General features: G+C 65.5%; 15 protein-coding genes. 8 read left to right on the top strand and 7 right to left on the bottom strand.

What is annotated here, in order from left to right; genetic code table 11:
* Positions 1 to 60: 60 nt before the first annotated feature.
* Positions 61 to 2925 (bottom strand): DEAD/DEAH box helicase, encoded by a 2865-nt coding sequence (locus V8V93_RS04455; protein WP_422394437.1) that lies wholly within the window; start codon positions 2923 to 2925, stop codon positions 61 to 63.
* A 148-nt stretch (positions 2926 to 3073) separates the two neighbouring features.
* On the opposite strand from V8V93_RS04455, the gene V8V93_RS04450 reads away from it, so the two are divergent.
* Positions 3074 to 3673, top strand: coding sequence for an HD-GYP domain-containing protein (locus V8V93_RS04450; protein WP_338669157.1), 600 nt, complete (start codon positions 3074 to 3076; stop codon positions 3671 to 3673).
* Positions 3674 to 3908: 235 nt separating this feature from the next.
* Here the strand turns inward: V8V93_RS04450 and V8V93_RS04445 are convergent, their stop codons facing one another.
* Together V8V93_RS04445 and V8V93_RS04440 are read right to left on the bottom strand one after the other, a co-directional pair.
* Positions 3909 to 5072, bottom strand: a complete 1164-nt coding sequence (locus V8V93_RS04445; RefSeq protein WP_338669156.1) for an ATP-grasp domain-containing protein — start codon at positions 5070 to 5072, stop codon at positions 3909 to 3911.
* Entirely contained in the window at positions 5072 to 6451 is a 1380-nt protein-coding gene (locus V8V93_RS04440) for a sigma-54-dependent transcriptional regulator (RefSeq protein ID WP_338669155.1), read from the bottom strand. Before V8V93_RS04440 ends, V8V93_RS04445 begins: the two co-directional genes overlap by 1 nt.
* A gap of 146 nt (positions 6452 to 6597) precedes the next feature.
* Between V8V93_RS04440 and V8V93_RS04435 the strand changes: the two genes are divergently transcribed.
* Complete coding sequence (locus V8V93_RS04435) at positions 6598 to 7179, top strand: 5-formyltetrahydrofolate cyclo-ligase (protein ID WP_338669154.1); 582 nt, start codon at positions 6598 to 6600, stop codon at positions 7177 to 7179.
* Positions 7167 to 7931, top strand: coding sequence for a polyphenol oxidase family protein (locus tag V8V93_RS04430; protein ID WP_338669153.1), 765 nt, complete (start codon positions 7167 to 7169; stop codon positions 7929 to 7931). The genes V8V93_RS04435 and V8V93_RS04430 overlap by 13 nt, the downstream gene beginning before the upstream one ends.
* A gap of 10 nt (positions 7932 to 7941) precedes the next feature.
* Here the strand turns inward: V8V93_RS04430 and V8V93_RS04425 are convergent, their stop codons facing one another.
* Complete coding sequence (locus tag V8V93_RS04425) at positions 7942 to 8406, bottom strand: hypothetical protein (RefSeq protein ID WP_338669152.1); 465 nt, start codon at positions 8404 to 8406, stop codon at positions 7942 to 7944.
* Between the two features lie 127 nt (positions 8407 to 8533).
* On the bottom strand, positions 8534 to 9280 hold the full coding sequence (locus tag V8V93_RS04420; protein ID WP_338669151.1) for a hypothetical protein: 747 nt from the start codon (positions 9278 to 9280) through the stop codon (positions 8534 to 8536).
* A gap of 101 nt (positions 9281 to 9381) precedes the next feature.
* Between V8V93_RS04420 and V8V93_RS04415 the strand changes: the two genes are divergently transcribed.
* Positions 9382 to 10167: an ankyrin repeat domain-containing protein gene (locus V8V93_RS04415; RefSeq protein ID WP_338669150.1), complete on the top strand. Its 786-nt coding sequence runs from the start codon at positions 9382 to 9384 to the stop codon at positions 10165 to 10167.
* Between the two features lie 9 nt (positions 10168 to 10176).
* Here the strand turns inward: V8V93_RS04415 and V8V93_RS04410 are convergent, their stop codons facing one another.
* On the bottom strand, positions 10177 to 11475 hold the full coding sequence (locus tag V8V93_RS04410; protein ID WP_338669149.1) for a hypothetical protein: 1299 nt from the start codon (positions 11473 to 11475) through the stop codon (positions 10177 to 10179).
* Complete coding sequence (locus V8V93_RS04405) at positions 11472 to 12713, bottom strand: hypothetical protein (protein WP_338669148.1); 1242 nt, start codon at positions 12711 to 12713, stop codon at positions 11472 to 11474. Before V8V93_RS04405 ends, V8V93_RS04410 begins: the two co-directional genes overlap by 4 nt.
* A 197-nt stretch (positions 12714 to 12910) precedes the next feature.
* On the opposite strand from V8V93_RS04405, the gene V8V93_RS04400 reads away from it, so the two are divergent.
* The 4 genes from V8V93_RS04400 (at position 12911) to era (ending at position 17278) form a co-directional block, all read left to right on the top strand.
* Positions 12911 to 13087: a hypothetical protein gene (locus V8V93_RS04400; protein WP_338669147.1), complete on the top strand. Its 177-nt coding sequence runs from the start codon at positions 12911 to 12913 to the stop codon at positions 13085 to 13087.
* 5 nt (positions 13088 to 13092) lie between these two features.
* A complete protein-coding gene (locus V8V93_RS04395; RefSeq protein ID WP_338669146.1) occupies positions 13093 to 14481 on the top strand; it encodes a B12-binding domain-containing radical SAM protein in 1389 nt (462 codons plus the stop codon).
* Between the two features lie 1465 nt (positions 14482 to 15946).
* The gene (locus V8V93_RS04390; protein ID WP_338669145.1) at positions 15947 to 16366 is read left to right on the top strand and encodes a DnaJ family domain-containing protein; all 420 of its coding nucleotides are present in this window, start codon (positions 15947 to 15949) and stop codon (positions 16364 to 16366) included.
* Positions 16367 to 16369: 3 nt separating this feature from the next.
* Positions 16370 to 17278 (top strand): GTPase Era, encoded by a 909-nt coding sequence (gene era / locus V8V93_RS04385; protein ID WP_338669144.1) that lies wholly within the window; start codon positions 16370 to 16372, stop codon positions 17276 to 17278.
* The last annotated feature ends 15 nt before the right edge of the window (positions 17279 to 17293 follow it).

The following is a 17293-nucleotide window of genomic DNA, read 5'->3' as shown; positions in this document are numbered from 1 at the left end:
AGTACGTGAGGATCAGGCGGGCCCTCGAAAACGTGCAGATGCGCCGCTCTCGGAAGCCGCCTACCACTCAACGGGCAGCTTAACTTTCTGGGAGGCCTTGTTGGTGAAGAAGATGTGGCCGTGCTCGCGGCCGAACAGATACACGTCCCTGGTCACGGCCACGTCCTGGCGGCAGTACTCGGTGATCAGGTCGAGCCGGCCCTCCTTCCACCATTTCAGCGCCATCAGGCCGTCGGCAGACTTGCCGACGCCGAGGGTGGCCGAGGCGATGTTGTCGAGCTTGATCCGGTAGCCCAGCCGGTTGTTGACCTCGACCAGAAGATCGAGGTTGGGCAGGGAGCGGAACCCGAAGGGATGCAGGCCGCCGAGCACGGCGTAGTCGAATTTGACGTGGTTGAAGCCGATGACCAGGTCAAACTGCTGCAAGTGGCCCACCAACGCGTCCATGTCGTCCTGCTCGTAATCGAACATGGCCTCCTTTTCCGAGTCCCACAGGCAGGCGATGGACACGCCCATGCGGTCGGCGCGGTTCCAGCCGCCCACCTCGTCGGCGGAGTAGCGGGTCTCGATGTCCAGGACGCCGTATCGCTTGGGCGCGGGCCGTTTTACGTCGATGCCGGGAAGGGTGTTCACGTCGATGTCCTTTGGGGTGATGGATTGGGGGTCGCCCGAGCGGATGGCCTCCAGCACGAACAGGGCGGCCCGCTTGTCGATGGGCCGGTTGCCCGAGCCGCACTTGGGCGAATGCACGCAGGACGGGCAGCCCAGCTCGCACGGGCAGTCCCGGATGGTCGAGAGCGTGGTCTCGATGAGTTCGTCGGCCCGTTCGAAGGCCTGGCGGGTCAGGCCCGCGCCGCCGGGCATGCCGTCGTAGATGAACACGGCCGGGCCCTCCACCTGGGGGTGCATGGGTGTGGAGATGCCGCCCAGGTCGTTGCGGTCGGTCATGACCAGCAGCGGGAGCATGCCGATGGCCGCGTGCTCGAAGGCGTGGATGCCGCCCATGAAATGCAGGAACTCCTCCTCGCAGCGCCGTCTTATGTCGTGGCCGATCTCGAACCAGATGGCCTCGGTCTCGAAGACCTGGGGCGGCAGGTCCAGCGGCACGATGCCGAGCAGCTTACCGCCGCGCACCGAGCGCTTCTCGTACCCGGTGATCTGGTCCGTGACCTTGACCCGCCCGAAATAGACGCGCGTGCCGAAGCTGGCCTTCTGGCCGAGCACTTCGAGGATCTCGGTGTCCTTGGAGCCGCGCGGCTTGGTGTAATAGCCCACGCGCCGGGCCTCGGCGTGCACCGCGTTGGTGGCCAGGTCCATGTCCCGGATGACGAAGGTCCGCCCCCGGTGCAGATAGACCGCGCCCGGATGGGTCTCGCGAAAGGCCCTGTATTGATCGATGGTCCCGATGACGGGCGCTTTCTCGTCGCTGAGCGAATTATCTTCGATATGCATCTGACGCCCCGCCCCGCGCAGGTCCACGTCCCGGTGGGGCCGCTTGCGGTGCGTGACGATCTCCACGGAATGGCCCGGCAGGTCCGGCTCCACCTCGAAGAGATGCCCGGCGGCGACCAGTTGCTCCACCCGCCGGGCCACCGGCTCCTCGGCCAGGAACGGTTCGCCGCGCCGCAGGGTCAGTTCGGCGGCCGCGCAGATCAGGTGCCGGTCCATGACCACCGGATTGAACGGGTTGAGCATGGCCGACTCGGGCGGGCGGGCGAAGAAGTCGTCCGGGTTGCGCATGAAATACTGGTCCAGAGCGTCCTCCTGGGCGATGAGCGCCACGGCGGAATCCCGCCTGCTGCGCCCCACGCGGCCGCCCCGTTGCAGGGTGGCCATGATCGAGCCGGGGTAGCCGACCATGATGCATACGTCCAGCCCGCCGATGTCGATGCCCAGCTCCAGGGCCGAGGTGGAGATGACCGCCAGCAGCTCGCCGTCGGCCATGCGGGCCTCGATCTCGCGCCGCTCCTCGGGCAGAAACCCGGCCCGGTAGGCCGAGATGCGGCTCTTGAACTCCCCGCTCTTCTCGGCCGCCCAGATGGAGATCAGCTCGGTCATCTTGCGCGACTGGCAGTAGACGATGGTCCGCAGCCCCCGCGACAGGGCCGCCCTGAGCAGGGATATGGCCGCCCCGGACGGGCTGCCGTCCGGATTGACGAAGACCATGTGCCGCCCGCCGCGCGCGGCCCCGGATTCGAGAATCGGGTGCGCGTCGAGCCCGGTGAGCATCTTGCATAATTCCGCCGGGTTGCCGATGGTCGCCGAGCAGAACACAAAGGTCGGGCTGGCCCCGTAGTAGCGGCACAGCCGCATCAGCCTGCGGAAGACCATGGCCATGTGCCCGCCCATGACGCCCCGGTAGGTGTGGACCTCGTCGACAACGACGTGGGTCAGCCCGGACAGGAACTCGGCCCAGCCCGCATGGTGCGGGAGCATGGACAAATGGACCATCTCCGGGTTGGACAGGATCACGTTGGGCGGCGAGTTGCGGATCTTCTTGCGGAAATGGGGCGAGGTGTCGCCGTCGTAGATGGCCGCCGTGGGTCTGCGGTCCTCGCGGCCCTCCAGCGGCAGGAGCGCGGCCAGCTCGTTGAACCCCTTGAGCTGGTCCTGGGCCAGGGCCTTGAGCGGAAAGAGATAGAGCGCCTTGGACTCGGGGTCGGCCAGGATCTGTTCCATGACGGGCAGATTGTAGGTCAGGGTCTTGCCGCTGGCCGTGGGCGTGGCCACGACCACGTGCCTGCCCGCACGGACATAGTCCACGGCCTCGGCCTGATGGTCGTAGAGCCGGTCGATGCCGAGCAGGGAGAGCGCGCTTTGCAGGGCGGCGGGCCAGGGGCGGCGCGGCTCGCCGAACCGGGCGTCCGCGCCCTGGACGACGCGGTGATGGGCTATCTGGTGGGCCATGCGCTCGGAGTCGAGCATGGCCGAGACGTATTCGAGGACAGGGCTTTCCACGCCCGAATCCTACTTCGGCCGGGCGGGCGAGGCAAGCCGCGAAATATAATTGCACCTGGCCCGAAGCCCGCCACATACTCGCCCCAGGCAAGATTTTCAAATCCCGGAGCGAACCATGTCCCCAGAAAACTGTTCCCTCGAAATACAAGCCAGCCTGATCGAGATAGCCCGTGCCGCCGAAGCACGCACCGAATCGACCGCCTTCCACTCCGAAAAGGTCGCCCGCGTGGCCCACGGCATCGCCAAGGCCCTGGACCGCCCCAAGAACATCCTGGAGCGGCTGCTGCTCGTCGGCAGGCTGCACAACATCGGCCTGGTCGGCACCAGCGACGCGGTGCTCCGCAAGACGGGCAAACTCACCCCCCAGGAATTCAAACACATCCAGGACCACACCCGCCTGGGCGCGGCCCTGCTCGCCCCCATCCCGGCCCTGGCCGACGTGGCCGAGGTCTGCCTGTCCCACCACGAGCGGTGGGACGGGACCGGCTACCCCAACGGCCTGGCCGGAACGGAAATCCCGCGCCTGGCCCGGCTCATCGCCGTGGCCGACTCCTACTGCGCCATGATCTCCGAACGGCCGCACCGCGACTCCCTGCCGCGCCCCGTGGCCGCCGAAATCATCGTAGAGGAACGAGAGAAACTCCTCTGCCCCGAATGCGTGGACGGCTTCCTCACCTGGTACAAAAAAACCGACGGCCGTATCGATCTATTTTGATGCCTCCGGCGGCCAGAGGGAAAACTTTTGAAAAAGTTTCCCCTCTGGACTCCCCTTCAAAACTTTTTGTCGCCGCTTCGCGGGGTGCGAGCGCCTTTGGCCCTGCCTCTTTCGCGGCCCTATCTCCAACCACGCCTCCAGGCTAAGCGGCAGCACTGCCGCCACCCGCCGCACGCCCGAATGCGCATACAAAAAGTTTAGAAGGGAAGAGGAATGGGGGGGGCCGGGGGCTTCTTTACTCCATAACGACGAAGCGGGTGAAGTCCTGAGTGAGGGTCGGCTTAAGGGCGTCGAGTTCGGCCTCGGGCATGGACGCGAAGGCGAAGGCGAAGACCGGGTACTGGTGGTAATCAATCTTGCGTAATTCCAGGATGTTGTAAAACATCGACTGGAATCCGGCATAGTCGATGGAGCGGATGGCGGTGCGGTCCAGGGAGGACGGCAGGTCGCCGATGACCATGACCGTGGCCATGCCCTGGTTTTCGGTCAGGATGGCGTCCCAGTCCGGGCGCAGTTCCTTGAAGTAGCACTCGTAGGGGTTGAAGCCCCAGGCGTGGAAGGTCAGGTCGGCCACGCACCAGCCCGCCAGGCGCAGGGGGTTGGCCTCGATGGGCAGGATGTCGCCGGTGTCGGTGACGCGGACCTCGATATGGGTGACGAAGTCGCGGAATCCGCACTCGCGGCCCACGTCGCGGAGGTAGTCGGTGAACGGCAGCAGCCAGGTCTCGATGATCCGGGCCGAGGTGTAGTAGAGGCGGTCCGAGACGTCGGCCGCGGACAGGAAGGTGTGGTGCAGGATGTTGGTGATCACCGGGTCGCCTCCGGCGTCGTAGTAGACGTCGATGGCGTACTCCTCGCCCTGGATGGTCTGCTCGACGAGGAACTCGCCGCCGCTGACCACGGCCTCGGGGTATTCGGCGTTCAGGGCCGCGTGCTCGGCCTCGATGGCCTTTACGGCGGCGGGCCAGTCTGCCGGGGTGTCGACCACGTGCACGCCCAGGGAAAAGAAGCCGCGCGTGGGCTTGACGATGAACGGGCCGTCCAGGGCCGAGGGGTCGAAGTCGGCCAGTTGGTCGAAGGGCACGCGCCGGAATTGGTAGTCCGGGTGCAGCCCCGCCACGGTCTCGCGGAAGAGCGCCTTGTCCTTGCAGATGTCGATCTGCCGGGCCAGGTCCTCGTTGCAGCGGCAGCGCAGCACGTGGCCCAGGCCGTTCTCGGAGTTGGTGTAGACCTTGCCGCCCAGGGCGAGGCGCGCGGAGAACTCGATCTCGTCGATGTAGTTCAGGGGCGCGTCGCCCGCAAGGGCGCGGACCTGGGGGGTGTCGAGCACGGGCTGGCCCAACTCCAGGACGGAATCCACAAGGAACCGGGAGACGTAGGGGTAATCGAGGACAATCATTATTTCGCTTTGCCGGTCAGGCCGTATTTCTTCAGTTTGTATTGCAGGTTGGATTTGGAGAGACCGAGCATCTCGGCGGCCTTGACCTGGACGAAGTCGGTGCGCACCAGGGCGCGCTTGACCAGGGCGCCCTCGATCTTGTCCATGGTGTCGGCCAGGTTCAGCTTGGTGGGCAGGAGGTCCACGGCGGACTTGAACTGGGCCTCCTCGTCCTTGATCTCGGGCGGCAGGTCGTCGGCGTCGATGACGTCGTTGCGGGCCAGGACCGTGCACCGCTCGACCACGTTTTCCAACTGGCGGACGTTGCCCGGCCACTCGTAGGCGGTCAGGTAATCCATGGCCGCCGAGGAGAAGCCGGAGATCTCCATCTGGTTTTCCTTGTTGTACTTTTCAAGGAAGTGCGCGGCCAGCAGCGGAATATCCTCACGCCGCTCCCTGAGTGGCGGCATGAAGATGGAGACCACATTGAGGCGGTAGAAGAGGTCCTCGCGGAACTCGCCCTTGGCCACGGACTCCTGGAGATTCTTGTTGGTGGCGGCCACGATGCGGATGTCCACGTCGAAGGTCTCGGTCCCGCCCACGCGCTCGATCTGGTGCTCCTGGAGCACGCGCAGGAGCTTGACCTGGAGCTCCGGGGTCAGCTCGCCGATCTCGTCCAGGAAGAGTGTACCCTTGTTGGCCTGTTCGAAACGGCCCTTGCGCATGGCCGTGGCCCCGGTGAAGGAGCCCTTTTCGTGGCCGAAGAGTTCGGATTCGAGCACGCCGGGGTTGAGCGCCATGCAGTTGACCGTGACGAACGGGGCCTCGCGCCGGGGCGAGGAGGTGTGGATGGCCCGGGCCACAAGCTCCTTGCCGGTGCCGGATTCGCCGAGGATGAGCACCGTGGACTTGCTCGGCGCGGCCCGGTCGACCATGTCCAGGACCTGCTCCATGCCCTTGCCGCGGGCGATGATGTTGTCCTTGGAGTAGCGGTCGCGGATCTCCCTTTTCAGGCGGATGTTCTCCTGCTGGGTGGCGGCGTACTGCACGGCCTTGGAGATGGACAGAAGCAGTTCCTCGTTGGCGAACGGCTTGGTGATGTAATCAAAGGCCCCGATGCGCATGGCCTCCACGGCGGCCTCGATGGACCCGAAGGCGGTCATGATCAGCACCGGGATGTGCGGGTAGTTCTTCTTGCAGTGTTCGAGCACGTCCTGGCCGGTCATGCCCGGCATCTTCATGTCGGTCAGGACCACGTCCACCTCGGAGTCTTCGAGATAGGCCAGGCCCATCTCCGGGTCGGACAGGGTGGTCACGTGGTACCCCTCGTCCTCCAGGATGGATTCCAGGATAAGCAGATAGTTCTTTTCGTCGTCGAGAATCAGTATATTCGCAGCCATTCGGTCTCCGCGCTGGGTGTCTGTTTCATATCGGGCCGGAAGCACGATAAAACAAGACGGGCCGAAATCCAAGGGACATCCCGGCGTCACCCGGATTTCACCGCTTGAAGCTGGATTGTCTCTCCAGGCCGTGATATCGTGTGCCCATGGCCGAACCGGATAAGACCACACTGCGCAAGCAGCTCATCGAACGCCGCGCCGCCCTGTCCGCCGACGAGGTGGCCCGGGCCAGCGAGGGGGCCGTGTCGCTCGTCCGCACCCTGTTCGAGTGGAAGAACGCCACCGAAGCCCTGCTCTACTGGCCGGTGCGCGGCGAGATCGACCTGCGCCCGCTGATGGCCGAGTTGTGGCAGCGCGGCTGCCGCGTGCTGTTGCCCCGCTGCCGTCCGGACCAGCCGGGCGAGATGGACCTGGCCTGCGCGGCCTGCGAGGATGAACTCGTGCCCGGCGCGTTCTCGATCATGGAGCCCGACGCCGAAAAATGCCCGGCCGTGGACGCGTGCTGCCCGCAGATCGCCCTGGTGCCCGGCGTGGGCTTCGACCGCAAGGGCAACCGGCTCGGCTTCGGCGGCGGATACTACGACCGGCTGCTGGCCACGGACGGCATGCACGACACCCTGGTGGTGGGCGTGGCCCACGAATTCCAGCTCATCGACAGCCTGCCCACCCAGCCGTGGGACAAGCCGGTCCACGTGGTCTGCACCGAAGAGGAACTATGGCGGCCATAGCCTTTTTCCCGTTCGAATTTCCCGAGATTCCGCAGGTCGCCTGCGCCTTCACCTCCCGGCAGGGGGGCGTGTCCGAGCCGCCCCACGACTCGGCCAACATCAGCTTCGACGTGGGCGACGAACCCGAGGCCGTGGCCGCCAACCGGCGCATGGTCTTCGCGCGCATGGGGCTGACCGGCTGGTGCGAGCTCAACCAGGTGCACGGCGACGTCATCCGCTTCGACCCCGCGCCCCACGCGCCCGAGGAGCATGCCTCCGAGGACGGCGACGGCATGGCCACGGCCACGCCGGGGCACGGCCTGATCGTCAAGACCGCCGACTGCCAGCCCATCCTCCTGGCCCACCGCTCGGGCCGGTACGTGGCCGGGCTGCACGCGGGCTGGCGAGGCAACAAAATCGACTTCCCCGGCTCGGGCGTGCGCCGTTTCTGCGAGCACTACGGCCTGCGGCCCGAGGACGTCTTTGCCGTGCGCGGCCCCAGCCTGGGCCCCACGGCCGCCGAGTTCGTCCACTTCGAGACCGACTTCGGCCCCGCCTTCCGCCCCTGGTACGACCGCAAGGCCAAAACCATGGACCTCTGGCAACTGACCCGTGACCAGCTCATGGACGCGGGCGTGCCGGAAAACCAAATCTTCGGCCTGGACCTGTGCACCCTGACCATGGAGGAGACCTTCTTCTCCTACCGCAAGGCATGCGCGAGCCCGGTCCGGGAGACCGGGCGGCAGTGCGGGATCATCTGGATTCGAAAATAGCGCGGCCTGCTCACCCGGCCAGAGGGTGCGACAGCCCCATCTTCGCGGCTACCCCGTTCTCGAGACATATGACCGCATAATACCCGGCAACCCCGAGCCACAGCCACAGCCAGACGGCAAAGGCCCCCTTCCACCCCCTGTCGGCCAGCGCGAAAGCCGCTATCCATGTGAGCAGACAGGCGACGAAACAGGCCGGAACAGTGACCATGAGGACCAGCTCGAAAAAGGTATCAAACCGCCACTGCGCCGCCGTGGACCCGATGACGAGCACCGCGTAGCCGACCTTCACCGGCCAGCCGCCCAGGGGACGCGGGTCCCCCTCGCGTTTCAGGAGCGAGGCAAGGCCAAGGGCGAAAAGCGGCCCCAGGAAGGGCAGGAAAAGCGGCACCTCCGTCAATAGGGCCACGGGGTCGTTCGACATCAGGGCCAGCGCGGCCGGAATCAGCATCGCCGTAGCGGCGTAAACCGCCAGCATGAGGATCGGATGCCGCGCGGTCTCTCTCCGCTGCGGCCGATGTTCGCATTCCCTGTCCAAGGCTCGCCTCCTCCTGTGTGACTGCCGGTTCGTCCGGCCCGCTCATCCGGGCCTGGAATAACGAGGCCTATTCCTCGGGCCAGCGCAGGATCATCCGTCCCAGGCTGTAGCCCGGCCCGAAGAACGCCGCGGATTCGGCCGGACGAATGACCATGGTCTTCTGCCCGTTCCGGGCCGTGTAGACCGGCTGCATGGCGTTGACGAACCGGACTCTCTCCTTGCCGTTCACGAGGCTGTGCTTGTACTTGAGCCCGGCCCCTTTCGGGGGCAAAGACAGCCTTCCGCCGGACGGGCGCAATGAAAGGGTCACGGAACGCCCTTCCCCCAAATCGAGGAAGATGCTGTCCATGGAAAAGGAATACTGTCTGTTCCCGTCCCTGGTCAGAAGATCGAACAGCTCGCCCCTGAGCCGGCAGATGCCCGACGCGCTCCTGGGGCCTTCCGGCGTGTCCGCCTCAAGCGTCACCACCACGTCGTAGCCGTCCCAGGAAGGGACCCGCTCCAGCAGCTTGACTATCGGGATAAGCAGGACCGAAGCCGAGACGAAGGCCAGCACCCCCAACCAGAACCACTTGGCCGCCCCCCGCCCGGCCAACCTCGTGAGAACGGCCATGACCAGCAGGATCAGGGGGGAGTAAAGCAGGAACACGCCCCCCTCGACGGGATCGACCATCCACCAGAATATCCACGTCACCGCCGTGCCCAGCAGGGCGAGGCCCACGGGTTTCTTGATCCGCCCCTGCCACTCGTCCTCGGTTCCTGAACCCACGATCACGAACGCCAGGAATCCGACCATCAAAAACACCAAAGCCATGGGTTCTCCTTCGGAGTTGCGGGTTGCCGCGAGCGGGTGGACAAGGCGGCGCCCGGCCATGTATGGTCCGTATTCAGATCATCTTTTACGGGACGGGTCCAATGCGAAACCGGCTTTTCCACGCCCCCTGGTACATGTTCCTCCTGCTCCTCCTGCCCCTGGCCCCGGTGCGGGCCCAGGCGGGCGCGGTCCAGGCCGTCCAACCCGACATGCCCAACCGACCCAAGCTCCGGGCCATCGCCGAGCGGGCGAACGACGCGACCACCACCAGGATTCTCGTCGCCATCGAGCAGCGCGACAACGCCAACATCCAGAATTCCTTCGGGCAGAACATCATCATCCGGCTCATCTCGCTCAAGGCCCCGGACCCTGAGGACTCCTTCCGCACCCTGGCGGCCATGGGGGCCGACCTGAACATCGTGGACAAGGACCATCTCACCCCGCTGCTCTACGCCATCGGCAGCGGCGACTTCGAGGCGACCAAGGCCCTCCTCAAGCTGGGGGCCGAGAGCGAAATTCCGGGCAAGAGCCCCAACGCCCTGCACTTCGCCCTGTCCCGCCATTGTTTCAAGGAGGCCCGGCTGCTCCTGGACAGCGGGGTGAACGTCAACGTGCTGGGCCCCAACCGGGACACCCCGCTCCACCAGGCCTGCCTGGCCGCGCCCAGGGAGCTGATCGCCCATATGCTGGCCCTCGGGGCCATGGTCAACGCCAGGGAGAAGACCGGCCTGACCCCGCTGCACGCGGCCGCCTTCCGGGGCGACCCGGCCATCGTCAAACTGCTCCTCGACGCCGGCGCGAACCCGGAGATCGAGGACAACAACGGCCGCACCGCCAAGGATTGGGCCGTGGCGGCGCATCACGACGAGGCCGCCGGGCTGCTCTGATCCACCCACTTAGCTCCCCTCCCTGCGCACGACGAACAGCCTGTCCAGGTTGTCCGCGCCCTTGAGCACCTCGATCCAGATGCGGAAGCGGATGCCCAGGCCGTTGTCCTCGTACCGGGACATGCGCCGAGCCCAGATATTGTCGGCCGGAGTGATCCAGAGTTCGGGCCGGGCATTGCCCACCAGCTCCATGGGCGCGTCCGTGACCGCGACCGGTTGGCCGGAGCGTGCCCTCAGAGCCTCCCGGGCGATGACGGGCAGCGCCCGGAGAGACTTGTAGTCCATCTGCAGTTCGGCCCGCAGGACGCCCTTGCCCGGCAGGTGCATGGCGGGGAGCGAACCGTCCATGCGCAGGGCCCCCGTGCGCGTCCCCCCGAAGGGCAGGACCTTGCGCTCCACGGTGATGACCGAGGTCTCCCGCCGGGTGCCCGCGGCGCTCTCGGCGTCGAAGACGACCCTGTAGCGGACCACCTCCCGCCAGGAGAGCTCCCGGACCAGGTAGTTCCAGCCGCCCGCCCCGGCGAACAGCAAAACGGTCACGGCCGCGGCCGTGCCCAGCACCTTGCCGCAGACCACGGCGGCCCGCCGGATCGCGTTCCCGCCGAAACGGTACGCAGCCCACGTCACGACCCCGGCCCCCGCGGCCCAAGGAATCAGGCCGTACGGGACCCGCGTCGCCCGCCAGGGAATCTGCCAGAATCCCTCGTGATACCACCAGCCCAGGGTCAGCGCCCCGGCCAGCAGGCACCACGGCGGGGAGGCGCGCAACAGCCCGAGCAGCCTGTGCCTGTCGCGCACCAGGCCCGGCACCGGCAGCAGGAGAAAAGGTATGGCCGTCCAGCCCCTGCCCACAAGGGCCAGGCAGGACGCGCCGTAGCACACGCCGAATCCGAGCCAGAGCCACTTGAAGAGGGTCCCGATCACCGGGCGGTAATAGCTCAAGACGCCGATCACGGCCGTGACCAGCAACAGCCCCCCGAAATACGGCAGGCCGAAAAACAGGATATACGGAATGGCCTCGAACCCTTCGCGCGCCCACAGGGCGACCATGGCCGCGCCGAGCAGCCCGGCATAGGCCGGTGCGTGGCGCCTCATGAACCGTTTGAAATCGTCCTCGCCCTCGTTCCGCCCGGCCTCCACCCCGCGCCGGTACAGCCCCCCGAACCCGACCAGCAGGACCGCGGGAAAGATGCCCGGCGACAGGTAGTCGATCCACAGGCCGAGGCCCAGGGCCCGGGTCCGCAGGAGCCAGACGATGAGCGCGCAAAGGACGGCGAAAACGATATGAAGAAAGGTACTTGCCTTCATCGCTCCTCCTCGGAGCCGGACGGGCCCCAATCCGGGTCGTTCCAGTCCGTGTTCCGGATCACGGTCCCGTCCAGCATCTCCAGGCGCAGGACGTATTCGGCCTTGCCTTGGACCAGCAGACGGTATTTCTTGATCGCGGACGCGAGGCCTCCCCCTGTCAGCAGGGGGCCGCCGTAATGCTGCTCGTCGATGAGTGCGTGCGGCACCTCCACCCGGTCCCCGACGCGCAGCCGTTCCCGGTCCTCGCTCCTGAGGTACCGTTGCGGCAGCGTGATCAATTCCGAGGGCTGGAAACGGAGCACAATGGCCAGATCGTCGGCCAGGGCGCTCCGCAGGTCACCGGCCTGCGCACGTGTCCAGACGTTCTTCTGGCTGCCTGAGCCCCCCACTTCCCGCAGGATCCGGACAGTGGCTTCGGCCCGTTTGGGGCCGTCCGGCGTGCGCACTTCGAGGGTCAGCAAATATGCGCAGACCTGGTCCGCCGGATGCGGCACCTCCGGCGTTCCGCGGATCAGCTCCACCAAGAGCCGAAAGCGGCCATGGGCCAACGCGTCCCGGTAGCGGGACAGGGTCGCCGGATCATAATTCCGGAGGTGATTCACGGTGATCCAGGGAAAGAGCCCCTTGTCCACCTCAAGCCTTTTCCCCTTGTACTCGCCGTCCAGGGGCAGGTTGAGCCGTCGCAGGGTGTCGGTGTAGAGGCTGTCGAACACCGAATTCTCAAGGCGGGGGAATCCGACGCTGATCCCTTCGTCTATTTTGAGGGAACCGGGCAAGCGCAACCGGTCCAACACGCCCATCCGGCCGCTCCCCCGTCCGCTCAGGGAGAATCGCTTCTTCTCGATGGACACGAGCAGGTCCGCGCTCTTCACGCCGTCGTCGGTGTCCACCTCGATGATGAAACGATAGGCATACGCCTCACCCCAGGCCAGGTTCCGCTCCAACCAGTTCGGCCCCAGGGCGATCGCGATGATTCCGGCGATGCCGAGCACGAAGCCGACGACGGTCAGAGAGGTCCACTTGGCCGCACTCCTGAGCCCTGGGCCGCCCAGCAGATAGGCCGCGAGCGGGACACCGGCGATCGGAACGAGGAGAATGGGCGCCTTGAGCAACGGCACGTAGACGAAGAAAAAGAGGAAATAGGCGCTGAGCTGGCCCGTGAGCAGGCACAAGGCGGCCATAAGGACGGCAACGGCCAGGCAGTAGACTACCTCGGGACGCTTGAGGAACCTCAGCATATAAGTCCCCCTTCGCGCCGGGCGGCGCAGGGGAAACGGGACGGAACGCGGCAACCGGCAGCGCGTGCCGGGCCACGGAAGGAAGGTCGCCTCGCGGACATGATTCACACCCCGAAGCAGCCGAGAGCATTTCATATATAGACGGCCGCCATGCCCGAACGCAAGACATTTTCCGAAAAACCCGCTACACCCTCCCCATGGGTACGCTCGTCAAACTGATCATCATCCTCGGCCTGGTCTTCCTCATCATCGGCCAGTTCACCCGCTCCAAGGCCGAACGGGTCAAGCGCCGCGACAAGATGACCAACATCCTGCTCATCGTGGTCATCGTCATGCTCGGGCTGACCATCCTGACCAACCTCCTGACCCGTTAGCCGCCATGGGCCGCCCCGCGTTTCCGCACATCCCGTGGTCCGCCCGCCCCGGCCGGGAGCACGGCCCGCGCGTGCTCGGCATCAACCCGTGGATCACCGACTTCGCGGCCTTCAACGTCTGGTCGCGCCCGGCCGGACTGCTCGCCTGCCTGGACATGCTCCGCGCCGCCGGGGCCTCGGTGGCCCTCCTCGATTGCCTGGACCCGACCTGGCAGGCGGTCCCCGAACAGGGCCTGAAATGGCCAAGGCCCGGCAAATACGGCACCGGCCACTACCCCAAGGAGGAGATCGGACCGCCCGCGCCGCTCGCCTTCATGGACCGCCGCTTTTCCCGCTACGGCCTGCCCCGCGACCGGGTCCTCGAAGCCTTGGCCGCGATCGATCCCGCGCCCGACGCCGTGCTGGTCACGACCATCATGACCTACTGGTACCCCGGCGCCCTGGACATCCTCGACGTCTGCGCCGAGCTATGGCCCGACGTGCCCCGCTTCCTGGGCGGTACCTACGCCACCCTGTGCGGCGACCACGCCGCGCGCCACGCGAGAGCACACCTCCAGCAGGGCCCGCTGGAGCGGCCGGACAACTGGTCGCGTTTTTGGGAGCTGATTAATTTCAACACCCCACAACAGCTTGATAAAAATGGCCTTTCATTGGCGCTCGACCTCTACACCGACCCTGCCTATTCCATCGTCCTCGGGTCGCGCGGCTGCCCGTTCTCCTGCGAGTACTGCGCGAGCAACGCCCTGTATCCGCGCTTCCGCCAGTCCACGGCCGAAGCGGTCATGGCGTCCATCCAATCCGAATACGACCGGGGTGTGCGCGACTTCGCCTTTTACGACGACGCCCTGCTGGTCAACCCGGACCGCTGGCTCTGGCCGGTCCTGGACGGGTTGGCCGCATCCGCCATGGACCTGCGGTTGCACACCCCCAACGCCATGCATATCCGACACCTGACCGTGGATGTCTGCGAGCGCCTCAAGGCGGCCGGGCTGACCACGGTGCGGTTGGGGTTGGAGACCACGGACTTCGACCACCGCCACGACGTCAAGCTGACCCGCGAGCAGTGGGAGGCGGGCGCGCGCAACCTGCTCGATGCGGGCTTCGACCTCGACGACATCGGCGTGTACATCCTGTTCGGCCTGCCCGGCCAGGACCTCGGCAACGTGGAGGAAGCGGTGCAACACGTGCGCGCCTACGGGTTCCGGCCCCATCTGGCGCACTACACGCCCATCCCGGGTTCGCCCATGTTCGAAACGGCCTGCGCGGCCAGCCCGTATCCGCTTGAGGAGGAGCCGCTTTTCCAGAACAACTCCATCTGGCCCTGCGTGCCGGGCGGATTCAACTGGGACGAGGCCAAGCGATGGAAGCGGCTGCTCCACGCCGAGCGAGGGTAAGGGCCTCTTTCCTTTTTGTGTGCGAGTGGAGCGCCGGAGAATGACCGCGCACCCGCGTCGGGGTTGAGGTGGATCGCCTGGCGGCGGACCTTGTTGAGCTCGGGGGGATGTCCGCGCATTCGCGTCCGAGCGTTTGGTTGTCCGCCTTATTTAATGATTTCGCCTTTACGGCGACTTCCTTTTTTGCTGGCGCAGAAAAAAGGAAGCAAAAACTGCGCTGCGGTGCGAGCGCGCGGAAGCGGACCCAAGAGCCCGTAGGCGGCTTCCGCTGGCCGAATGGATGTCTGCTGCGCAGACTCGATCCAGCCTGCGCTTCGCCGCCGGGAACGGGCTCTAGGGTTCGCTTCCGATTGCTGATCTCCGTTTGTTGGGAATGCATTGCCGCGAAAAGCCCGACGTAAGAAGTCGTACACCGATGATTGGCCGCGCATTCGCGATAAGGTTTGCGTGGGACGCCTGGATGTGGCTTGTTGTGCTCGAGACATTGGCCGCGCATCCGCGTCGGGGTTGTGGTGGATCGCCTGGCGGCGGGCCTTGTTGAACTCGGGGGGATGTCCGCGCATTCGCGTCCGGGCGTTTGGTTGTCCGCCTTATTTAATGATTTCGCCTTTATGGCGACTTCCTTTTTTGCTGGCGCAGAAAAAAGGAAGCAAAAACTGCGCTGCGGTGCGAACGCGCGGAAGCGGACCCAAGAGCCCGTAGGCGGCTTTCGCTGGCCGGATGGATGTCTGCTGCGCAGACTCGATCCAGCCTGCGCTTCGCCGCCGGAGACGGGCTCTAGGGTTCGCTTCCGATTGCTGTTCTGCGTCTGTGGGGAATGGATTGTCACGAATGGGTTGGCGAAAGAGTCTACGCGCGGGATTTTGGCCGCGCTTTGCGACAGACTGGATCGGCCTTCCACGTTTGGCTCGGCAAAAGGCCCGGCAGGAACTCACTACTGTGGCCATGGAGCGATTCGGACGCGAGCGTCCGACAGCGGCTCTCCCCCGCCCCGCGCCAAAGCACGGTCCACCGCGTCCCGCCGCCACTCTTCACTTCGCCCAAACGAGCCCTTGATCGGGGGGTTAGAAGCTGACCGCGAGGGGCGGCTACTTTTCGAATCGTAGCGAGCGCAGCGAGCCTCGATTCGGGAGCCGGCCCGAGCGGATCAGCTTCTTATCCCCCGATCTCCGGGCGGCCGCCCCACACTCCAAGGCCCTTTTTTTCGTCTATTTTTTTGGGCCAGCAAAAAAATGGACCCCGCCGGGAGGGCATGGAGAATTGTGCAGGCTTCAGCCTGCACAGCGGCTCTCAGCGGTGAAACCGCGCATTTTATCCCACAAAAGAAGCCGCCCCAAAGGGCGGCCTTCCTTATCTCTTCATCTCTTCAATTCTTCAATTCTAAAAAAAACATGGGTGAGATTCTCCCTCCCGAGGGCCAATCCACCCTTTGACTCCCCAACGGGAGTGTGGGAAAATCATTGCCATGTTCAACGTAACGGCCATTATCGCCGAAGAACTCATCCGCAAGGCCGAGAAGGAAGGCAAGTTCGAAGACCTGGAAGGCATGGGCCAACCCCTCGCGCCGGACGAGGCCGCGAACCTGCCGCCGGACCTGCGCATGGCCTACCGGATTCTGAAGAGCTCCGGCCACCTTCCCCCCGAAGTGTTGGAGGAGAAGGAGATCAACACCGCCATCGACCTGCTCGAAAGCATGGAGGATGAACAGGAGCGGTACCGGCAGGTCCAGAAGTTGAACGTGATGATCATGCAGATGAACGAGCGGCGCCGCCGCCCGATAACCCTGGACACCTCCAGCGACTACTATCGCCGCATCGTCGAAAAGGTGCGCCTGGCCGAGAAACGGTACGACAGGCCCGGAACCAATGCGGACAACCAAAGGTAATACATGCACAAATTCGGTATGATCGCCCTGATTGGGCCACCCAACGCGGGCAAGTCCACGCTGATGAACACCTACCTCGGACAGAAGGTCGCCATTGTCTCGCCCAAGCCGCAGACCACGCGCAACCGCATCAGCGGCATCCTGACCACGGACGACGCTCAGATCATCTTCCTGGACACGCCGGGCATCCACCGGCTGCGCGGCAAGATGAACCGCTTCCTGCTCGAATCGGCCTGGAACGCCCTGGCCTCGTCCGACGCGGTGGTGGTCCTCCTGGACGCGGCCCTGTACTGCGCCAAGCCGCACCTGCTGGACAAGGAGATCGCCCCCCTGGTCAAGCCGGTCAGCGAATCGGGCCGCCCGGTGCTGGTGGCCGTGAACAAGATCGACCGCATCAAGGAGAAGGACCAGCTCCTTCCCTTCATGGCCCGTCTGTCCGAGTTGTGGCCCGAGGCCGAGTTCGTGCCGGTGTCGGCCCTGCGCGGCAAGGGCACGGACGAACTGCTCGAACGCATCCTGGCCCACACGCCCGAGGGGCCGCAGATGTTCCCGGAGGACCAGATTTCCACCGTGCCCCTGCGTTTCATGGCCTCGGAGATCATCCGCGAAAAGTTGTTCTATTCGCTCAGGCAGGAGCTGCCCTACTCCACGGCCGTGGAGATCGAGGAGTGGGACGAGAAATCGCGCGAGGACATGGTGGTCGTCAACGCGGTCATCTACACCTCGCGCAAGAGCCACAAGGGCATGATCATCGGCAAGCAGGGCGCGAACCTCAAGGCCATCGGCTCCCAGGCCCGCAAGGACATCGCCGAACTTATCGGCCGGAAGGTCCACCTGGAGCTGTGGGTCAAGGTCCGCGAGGGCTGGACCGAAGACCCCGGCTTCCTGCGCGCCTTGGGCCTGGGCGAATAACCCGGCCGCGGAAAG

Source organism: Pseudodesulfovibrio sp. 5S69, assembly GCF_037094465.1.
GTDB lineage: Bacteria > Desulfobacterota > Desulfovibrionia > Desulfovibrionales > Desulfovibrionaceae > Pseudodesulfovibrio > Pseudodesulfovibrio methanolicus.
This window is presented reverse-complemented; position numbering and strand designations above follow the sequence as displayed.

What these genes read in the sequence shown, in the direction of transcription:
- V8V93_RS04455 (WP_422394437.1), bottom strand. Translation starts at nt 2,925, where the DNA reads ATGCTCGACTCCGAGCGCATGGCCCACCAGATAGCCCATCACCGCGTC.
- V8V93_RS04450 (WP_338669157.1), top strand. Translation starts at nt 3,074, where the DNA reads ATGTCCCCAGAAAACTGTTCCCTCGAAATACAAGCCAGCCTGATCGAG.
- V8V93_RS04445 (WP_338669156.1), bottom strand. Translation starts at nt 5,072, where the DNA reads ATGATTGTCCTCGATTACCCCTACGTCTCCCGGTTCCTTGTGGATTCC.
- V8V93_RS04440 (WP_338669155.1), bottom strand. Translation starts at nt 6,451, where the DNA reads ATGGCTGCGAATATACTGATTCTCGACGACGAAAAGAACTATCTGCTT.
- V8V93_RS04435 (WP_338669154.1), top strand. Translation starts at nt 6,598, where the DNA reads ATGGCCGAACCGGATAAGACCACACTGCGCAAGCAGCTCATCGAACGC.
- V8V93_RS04430 (WP_338669153.1), top strand. Translation starts at nt 7,167, where the DNA reads ATGGCGGCCATAGCCTTTTTCCCGTTCGAATTTCCCGAGATTCCGCAG.
- V8V93_RS04425 (WP_338669152.1), bottom strand. Translation starts at nt 8,406, where the DNA reads ATGCTGGCGGTTTACGCCGCTACGGCGATGCTGATTCCGGCCGCGCTG.
- V8V93_RS04420 (WP_338669151.1), bottom strand. Translation starts at nt 9,280, where the DNA reads ATGGCTTTGGTGTTTTTGATGGTCGGATTCCTGGCGTTCGTGATCGTG.
- V8V93_RS04415 (WP_338669150.1), top strand. Translation starts at nt 9,382, where the DNA reads ATGCGAAACCGGCTTTTCCACGCCCCCTGGTACATGTTCCTCCTGCTC.
- V8V93_RS04410 (WP_338669149.1), bottom strand. Translation starts at nt 11,475, where the DNA reads ATGAAGGCAAGTACCTTTCTTCATATCGTTTTCGCCGTCCTTTGCGCG.
- V8V93_RS04405 (WP_338669148.1), bottom strand. Translation starts at nt 12,713, where the DNA reads ATGCTGAGGTTCCTCAAGCGTCCCGAGGTAGTCTACTGCCTGGCCGTT.
- V8V93_RS04400 (WP_338669147.1), top strand. Translation starts at nt 12,911, where the DNA reads ATGGGTACGCTCGTCAAACTGATCATCATCCTCGGCCTGGTCTTCCTC.
- V8V93_RS04395 (WP_338669146.1), top strand. Translation starts at nt 13,093, where the DNA reads ATGGGCCGCCCCGCGTTTCCGCACATCCCGTGGTCCGCCCGCCCCGGC.
- V8V93_RS04390 (WP_338669145.1), top strand. Translation starts at nt 15,947, where the DNA reads ATGTTCAACGTAACGGCCATTATCGCCGAAGAACTCATCCGCAAGGCC.
- era (WP_338669144.1), top strand. Translation starts at nt 16,370, where the DNA reads ATGCACAAATTCGGTATGATCGCCCTGATTGGGCCACCCAACGCGGGC.